Source organism: Binatus sp. (SeqCode) (genome assembly GCF_049584895.1).
Taxonomy (GTDB): Bacteria; Desulfobacterota; Binatia; order Binatales; family Binataceae; genus Binatus.
This window is the reverse complement of the sequence record NZ_JBAUYR010000124.1, coordinates 1-7474: the sequence shown is the minus strand read 5'-3', so window position 1 is coordinate 7474 and position 7474 is coordinate 1. Positions and strand designations below refer to the sequence as shown.

Genomic DNA, 7474 nt, shown 5'->3' with positions numbered 1-7474 from the left:
TTTCTCGCCCAGGAACTTGTAGTTGTACTCTTCAGTCTTGGGATTGAATCCCGAATAGTGATCCGGATCGAAGCTCTGTGCTCCGGTCGCGGTGCTGTTGAGCGATTCGTTCAGGCGTCGCACGCGGCGGCTGCCCGGATTCCACGACCAGGTGTCGTCACCCTGCTTCGGCGCTGCATAGCGAAATCGAATCAGGCCCTGTCCGCGTGCTTCCTGCGGCGCGAGCAGTGGATACAGGCCGAACAGCCACAGGCGGCCGGTCTTCTTGAAGTCGGGATCAACCGGCAGCGGCTCGACTTCGGTGCGGCCGACCAGATCGTAGCCCGCGTAATGGCCGACCTGGATGTCGTTGATGATCTTCTGCTCGTGACCAGGATTAACGTACTCGATCTGGCAATCGAAAAAGCGCAGATCGTAGTCGTCGGTGCTGATCGGGCGGAACACGTTGTTCCACATGATCTTGTTTCCGACTTGCGGATCGTTGGTGTCGATCAGCGGGAAGGGCTGACCCGCGACGTAGCCGATCAGTGACCGATGGTCGTCAGTCAGGCGCACCTGCGACGAATATTTCTCAGTCGCATCCTTGTACGGCGGCGGCCAATCGATTCGCTCGGAGGGCACAATATCCATCTGCATTCCGTGCGTCACCATGTAGTAGACGCCGGGCGACACCAGGTCTTTCACCTGCGCCGCGTTCTGCGGAGTGATTACATCTCCGGGCTTTACTCCGGCCCGGGCGGTGACGGCGAACAGTCCGATGCTCATCATGAGCGCGCCGACACCCGCTACTTTCCATGCGATGCGGGTACCACGAGAAAACATTTATTGGGGAACCTCCTGGCGACTGCGAAAAGGCAGGCCTGACGTAATTAGAACAAGCAGGTCATCACATCTGTTCCCGGGATACAATGAGGAAAGATAACTTTACCTTCACGATTAGTCAGTCAATATTAGTCTGACTAATGTGATAAGTCTTTGCTATTAATGGTTAAGTGTTTGATTTTACGTCCGAAACGAACCAGGGACGGTCCGGGGCAAAACCAGCCGGACTAAGCTATTCGTAGCGCAGTGCGTCGATCGGATGGAGCAAACTGGCTTTGCGCGCCGGGTAATATCCGAAGAATACTCCCACCGCCGCCGAGAAGATAAAACCACCGGCCACTGCCACCGGCGAAACCAGCGTCGGCCATTCCGCCAGCGCTGAAATCAGCTTCGATATCAGAATTCCCAGTAATATCCCCGCGAGCCCGCCCATCGCCGACAGCAGCATCGCCTCGACCAGGAACTGCAGCATGATATGAATCCGACGCGCGCCAATCGCCATCCGGATTCCTATCTCGCGGGTGCGCTCGGTCACCGACACCAGCATGATATTCATGATTCCGATTCCGCCGACCAGCAGCGAGATCGACGCGACCGCCAGCAGCAGCATCGTCATCACCTGCGTCGCATTCTCGGAGGCTGCGGCGATCTCGCTCAAGTTGCGCACGGTGAAGTCGTCGTCCTGCTTTGCCTGGATATGATGCCGCTCGTGCAGGGTGTGCGTGATCTGCGTGATCGCGCTGTCAACTTCGTCCGAGCTGCTCGCCTTCACGAACATGGTGTTGACCACGCCGGTGATTTTTGCGGCCGCACCGTATGCGTTGGTCGCCTCGGTGGTCGAGCTGTAAACCGAGTTGGTGGTCGGCACCGACTGGTACACGCAGGTGGCGCAGTTGGAGGTGGTCGCGGTTGAGACCGCCGCGGGCGCCGGGGTCGATTGCGGCGCAGACACGCCCAGCACTTTGCGCTCGGCGGTGTTGAACGGCACGATGACGACGTCGTCCTGGTCCTGCCCGTAACTGGTTTGTCCCTTCACCGCGAGAACCCCGATCACTTTCATCGGAAAGTTCTTCACCCGAATCGTCGCGCCGACCGGATTCTGCCCTTCGCCGAAGAGATTGTTCACGACGGTTTGCCCGAGCAGGCACACCGCCGCGCCCGCCTTCTCTTCGGAGTCGGTGAAGATGCGCCCGATCGACGGCTGCCAATCGCGGATCGCGAAGTAGTTCGAGGTGGTGCCCTGGATATTGGTGCTCCAGTTGTGATTGCCGGTGACCACCTGCGCCAACTGCCGGTCCATGTACGTCACCAGCGCGACGGGGCCTCCTTGGCGGGCGAGCGCCTCCGCATCACCGACAGTGAGGGTCGAGGTGCTGCCCGAACCGGCATGCACGCCGTTGGCGGTGGTCGCGCCTGGCAGGACGATCAGCAGGTTGGTGCCGAGGCTGTTGATTTGCGCCTCGACCGACGACTTCGCGCCGTCGCCCACCGCAACCATCGTGATCACAGCCGCGACCCCGATAAAAATACCGAGCATCGTCAGCGCCGCGCGCAGCTTGTTGCGCTTGATTGCGCGGCCCGCCGCGACGACAGCCATGCTCGCGAAGGTCTGCACCTCGTCGACCATCGACAATGCCGGCTGGTTCCGCGTGGCCGTCGCCGCCGCAACCGCGTCGGCCGCCTTGACGGCAGCTTCTTCGCGCTCGGCCGCGCCCTCTTTGCGCGTATCCGAAATAATCACGCCGTCGCGAAAGATCACAGTGCGATCGGCATAGGCCGCGACGTCGGGATCGTGCGTCACGACGATAATCGTGATTCCCTGCTGGCGATTGAGATTGGTCAGCACGTCCATTATCTCGGCCGAGTTGGTCGAGTCGAGATTTCCGGTCGGCTCGTCGGCCAGCAGGATCGACGGGCGATTCACCAGCGCGCGCGCGATTGCGACCCGCTGCTGTTGGCCGCCCGAGAGTTGATTCGGATGGTTCTGCTCGCGACCGGCGAGCCCGACCAGTTTCATCAGATCGGCCGCGCGAGTCTCGCCGTCGGCGGTCCACGCCGAGTAGAACAGCGGCAGCTCGACGTTCTCGAGCGCCGAGGTTCGCGACAGCAAATTGAAGTTTTGAAAAACGAATCCGATTCGCTTGCTGCGGATAGTCGCCAGCTCCGACTCGCTCAGTTGCGCGACGTCCTCGCCCTCGAGGATGTAACGGCCGCTGGTGGGGCGGTCCAGGCATCCGAGCATATTCATCAGCGTCGATTTGCCCGATCCCGACGCTCCCATCACCGCGACGAACTCGCCGCGCTCGATCGTAAGATTGACCCCGCGCAGAGCGTGAACCTCGATATCGCCCAGCACGTAAGTCTTGGTCATCCCGACGATTTGAATAACGGTTTTCATATGACGAACGGCGAAACGCCCGCGGCTAATGCGGCATGTGCATCATTCCCGGTGGCCCGCTGTGCGATCCGCCGGACGGATGAGCCGTCGCAGTACGAATTTCGTCCGTCACTACGCGCTCGCCCGGGTCCAAGTCGCCGTCGGCAACCTCAACCCAGGTCCCGTCGCTGAGCCCGGTGGTGATAGTGACCGGTGTCACTTTGCGATTCTCCAGCACCCACACGCGCGTCTGGCGGCCCGGCGCGCCGTCCAGCGCGGCAGAATCCGCCGGCGGCTGTCCCGGAGGCGAGAAGCGCAGTGCGTCGATCGGCACGCGCACCACCTTGCCCTTGGATGCTGTCACGACGTTCACGTTCGCGGTCATCCCGGGCTTCAGGAGCAGCTCGGGATTCTCGACGCTTACCACGACGTCGTAGGTCACGACGTTTTGCACCGTGATCGGGGCCTGGCGAACCTGCGCCACCACGCCCTCGAAATCGCGGTCGGGAAATGCGTCGACGCGGAAGGTCGCTTTCTGTCCTTGTTTGACGTAGCCGATGTCAGACTCGCTGACGTTGGAGTCGACCTGCATCTTGGTCAGGTCCTTCGCGATCAGAAACAGCGTCGGTGTCTGAAAGCTCGCGGCCACCGTCTGGCCCACGTCGACGTTGCGCGAGACCACGGTGCCATCAACCGGCGACACGATATTGGTGTAGTTCAGATTGACTTCGGCCGCTTTCACATTGGCCGTTTGCTGCTGGATATTGGCCCGGTCGAGCTTGACCTGTGCGACGTCCATTTGCCACGCGCTGTAAGCTGAATCGAGGGCGTCCTTGGAAACGGCGTCGTCCTTGTATAGCGCCGAATCGCGCTCGTACGTGAGCTTCTTGTAGTCGAGGTCGGCCTCGTCCTTGCCCAGTTGGGCTTTCGAGTTAGCCAGCGTCGCGCGCGCGATATCGACCGTCACCTGGTAGGTACTCGGGTCGATTTTGGCTATCAGCTGCCCCTTGGTGACCGGCGCGTTGTAATCCTTATATATGGCGATGATCGGTCCTGACACGTAAGTGCCGAGCTGTACTGTGATGACCGGATTGACTGTTCCAGTCGCCGTGACTGAGCGCACGATCGGCCCTTCGGTAACCCTGGCGGAGACGATTCTTACGCCTGACGAATTCCCGCCATAAAAGTACCATGCCCCCACGACAATTAGCGCGACGATCGCGAGCACCCACGCCCTATTCTTCGAAAATTTCATCGGTGCTCAATTATCTTCCGGTCGAACGCCTGTTTCCAGTAACTATCCCCTGTTAGACGTTCCGCTTGGGCGTAGGTTTCGTCGAAAAAGCGCCTTTTGAAGTCCGTTCTGTGGTTCGTTTTCGTGTCATCCTGAGCGCAGCGAAGGATCTCGCGCGTAGCGCGCCTCAGCAGGCGCCGGGCGTCGGAACGTCCGTCGAGATTCTTCGCTACAGCAGCTTTCGCTCAGAATGACACGAGGCTTAAATAGCGCAAGGTGAACTGTCATGCACGAAACGAAACCGCCGCCATTAACCGGAATCAAAGTCGTCGACCTTACCCGCTACCTCGCCGGTCCGTTCTGCACCCAAATCCTCGGCGACTACGGTGCCGAAATCCTCAAAATCGAACCCGTCGAAAACCCGCGCGGTGAGCTCGGCGAAAGCGGCGACCCCAAGCATCACGACAGCTATTTCTTCCTCTCCGCTAATCGATCGAAGAAAAGTATCCGGCTCGCGATCAAGAAACCCGAGGGCCGCGAAATCCTGATGCGCCTGATCGATGGCGCCGACGTCGTAGTGGACAACTTCCGGCCAGGCGTCATGAATGCGATCGGGCTCGACTACGAAACCCTCGCGCAACGCAACCCGCGCATCATCACCTGCTCGATCTCAGGCTTCGGCTCGAACGGCCCACTGCGCGACTTCCCCGGCTTCGATCAGATCGCGCAGGGGATGTCGGGTCTGATGAGCGTGACGGGCACCGTCGAGAGTGGGCCGACGCGAGTCGGCATCGCGATTTGCGACTTGCTCGGCGGAATCTTCTCGGCGCAGGGAATTCTGCTCGCGCTCGAAGCGCGCCATCGCGACGGCCGCGGCCAGCGCGTCGAAACCTCGCTGCTCGAGTCGATCGTCAGCATCCTGACCTGGTCGGCGGGAATTTATTTCGAAACCGGGGTGACGCCCGCGCCGGCCGGCAATAATCATCCGCTGTCGTCGCCGCACGGCGTCTTCAAGGCGTCCGATCGCCCGTTCAACATCGCATGCGGCAACGAGGCGATGTGGAAAAAGTTCGTCAAGGTGATTGGCCGCCCCGAACTAGCCGACGACGAGAGATTCAAAAGCAGCGGCCGCCGCATAAAGAATCGCGCCGCGCTCACCGAGGAAATAAATCGCGCGCTCGCATCGAATCCCGCCGAACACTGGATTCAACTCTTGAATCGCGAAGGAATCCCCTCCGGCCCAATCCTGACTATCGAAGAAATGTTCAAGCATCCGCAAACCGCCGCTCGCGAGATGCTGCTGAAGCTGCCGCATCCAGAACTCGGCGAATATTTAACTACCGGACTAGCCGCGAAGCTGGAATCGACGCCGGGAAAAATCACCCGCCCCCCGCTGGTCGGCGAGCATACAGATGAGGTGCTCGCGGCGCATGGATATTCGCAGGAAGAACTCAAGCGTCTGCGCGCGTCGGGCGTGATCGCATAGAGATAAAGTCCGCTATTTTTGAGTCATTCTGAGCCGCTGCGGCGAAGAATCTCGACGGACGTTCCAACGTTCGGCGTCTGCCGGCAGACGCGCTAACGGGCGAGATCCTTCGCTGCGCTCAGGATGACGGACTCCGCACTTCGACTCTTCCATTCGCCAGTCGCCACTCGATGCTGGTGCATCTTTTTGAGAGGGCGTCGTCGTGCGTCACTATCACCATCGCGCCCGGGTATTCGATTAGTGCCTCCTCGAGGCGTTCGATCGCCGGCATGTCGAGATGGTTGGTCGGCTCGTCGAGCACCATCGCCCACACCTGACGTCCGAGCCCATAAGCCATCGCGAGCTTGCGCGCTTCGCCGGGACTTGGCGCGGCGGACTCGAGCAGGCGGTCGGGATCGATTCCGAGCGCCGCGACCAGAGTCAGCACGCGTCCGCGTTCGTCGGCGTTGAGATCGCGCACCGCGTCGAGCATCGCGATACCGTCGCGCGCGGTGAGTTCCTGCGGCAGATAAAGGATGCGCTCCATTGCGACATGCGCCCCGCGAATCATCGCGGCCAGCAAGGTGGTCTTGCCGATTCCGTTTGGGCCGGCGACGCGAATCTTCGCATCGCGCGGCACCGCGAGATGGACGTCTTCGAGAACTTGCGTATCGCCGGCGTATATCGCGTCCTGGTCGAGCGTGAAGACCTTGGCGACGGGAGCGGGCAGGTAGTCGACGAAAATCGAGTGCCCTTTCTGTTTGTGGAACTTGTACTCGCCGAGTTTGTCCGACACTCGATCGACGCTCGCGCGCAGCACCGCCGCGTCGCGCGAGATTCTCGCGGACGCCATCCGCGCCTTGCCCTTAGCAAACATGCTGGTGGCATCATGATCGCCGCGAAACTTCATGCGCTTGCGGGTGCCGGCATTCGCCTCCGCCTCCGCCGACATCGCCAGGCGCCGCTTGTCGGCGAGCCGGCGTGCGAGATTCTCGCGCTGATGCTTCAGCCGTTCGTACTCCGCAAAGCGCTCGCGATCCTCCGCCTCCCACGCGCACTTCGCGTCGGAGTAGCCGCCGCGCCAGATGCGCGCGGCACCGTCGTACACGCGCACGGTGTAGCGCGTAATCCGATCGAGCAGGGCTCGATCGTGCGAGACGATTATGCCGACGCCGCGAAAGCGCTCGAGGCCCGCGATCAGCAGCTCGCGCGCTTCTACATCAAGATGATCGGTCGGTTCGTCGAGCATCAGCACGGCGGGCTCGGCGCCGAGTGCCGCGCCTACTTGCCATCGCTTGCGCTCGCCCGGCGACAACGTCGGCCATCGCGAAAGCGAGCCAGCGTCGAGGCGCAGTTCGCCGTGGAGACGCCGCGCGACGCCATCGGTCGCACGAGCGAACGCCGCAATCTCAAGCGTCATCGCCTCGACGGTCTGCGCACACGCCCGAATCACCCCGCGCGGCGGATCGAGATTGACGTGGCCGGCCGTGGGCTCGAGCTCACCCGCAATCAGGCGCAGGAGCGTAGTCTTGCCGGCGCCGTTAGGCCCGACCACTCCAGTCCATCCGGTCGCGAG

5 protein-coding genes are annotated in these 7474 nt (G+C 61.4%); 1 reads left to right on the top strand and 4 read right to left on the bottom strand.

Annotated elements, in window-relative coordinates; all coding sequences use genetic code 11:
* The 3 genes from WB650_RS21235 to WB650_RS21225 all read right to left on the bottom strand — a co-directional run.
* Positions 1 to 822: DUF1329 domain-containing protein (locus WB650_RS21235; RefSeq protein WP_423961946.1), on the bottom strand; the 822-nt coding region annotated here is incomplete at its 3' end.
* A 232-nt stretch (positions 823 to 1054) separates the two neighbouring features.
* On the bottom strand, positions 1055 to 3220 hold the full coding sequence (locus WB650_RS21230) for an ABC transporter permease (RefSeq protein ID WP_422305159.1): 2166 nt from the start codon (positions 3218 to 3220) through the stop codon (positions 1055 to 1057).
* Between the two features lie 25 nt (positions 3221 to 3245).
* Positions 3246 to 4454 (bottom strand): efflux RND transporter periplasmic adaptor subunit, encoded by a 1209-nt coding sequence (locus WB650_RS21225; RefSeq protein WP_422305157.1) that lies wholly within the window; start codon positions 4452 to 4454, stop codon positions 3246 to 3248.
* A 265-nt stretch (positions 4455 to 4719) separates the two neighbouring features.
* On the opposite strand from WB650_RS21225, the gene WB650_RS21220 reads away from it, so the two are divergent.
* A complete protein-coding gene (locus tag WB650_RS21220) occupies positions 4720 to 5919 on the top strand; it encodes a CaiB/BaiF CoA transferase family protein (protein ID WP_422305155.1) in 1200 nt (399 codons plus the stop codon).
* 118 nt (positions 5920 to 6037) lie between these two features.
* Here WB650_RS21220 and WB650_RS21215 read toward each other — a convergent pair.
* A partial coding sequence (locus WB650_RS21215; RefSeq protein ID WP_423961943.1) for an ATP-binding cassette domain-containing protein occupies positions 6038 to 7474 on the bottom strand: 1437 nt, incomplete at its 5' end.

Excerpts from the sequence above, each read along its gene's own strand:
- WB650_RS21230 (WP_422305159.1), bottom strand. The coding sequence starts at position 3,220 with ATGAAAACCGTTATTCAAATCGTCGGGATGACCAAGACTTACGTGCTG.
- WB650_RS21225 (WP_422305157.1), bottom strand. The coding sequence starts at position 4,454 with ATGAAATTTTCGAAGAATAGGGCGTGGGTGCTCGCGATCGTCGCGCTA.
- WB650_RS21220 (WP_422305155.1), top strand. The coding sequence starts at position 4,720 with ATGCACGAAACGAAACCGCCGCCATTAACCGGAATCAAAGTCGTCGAC.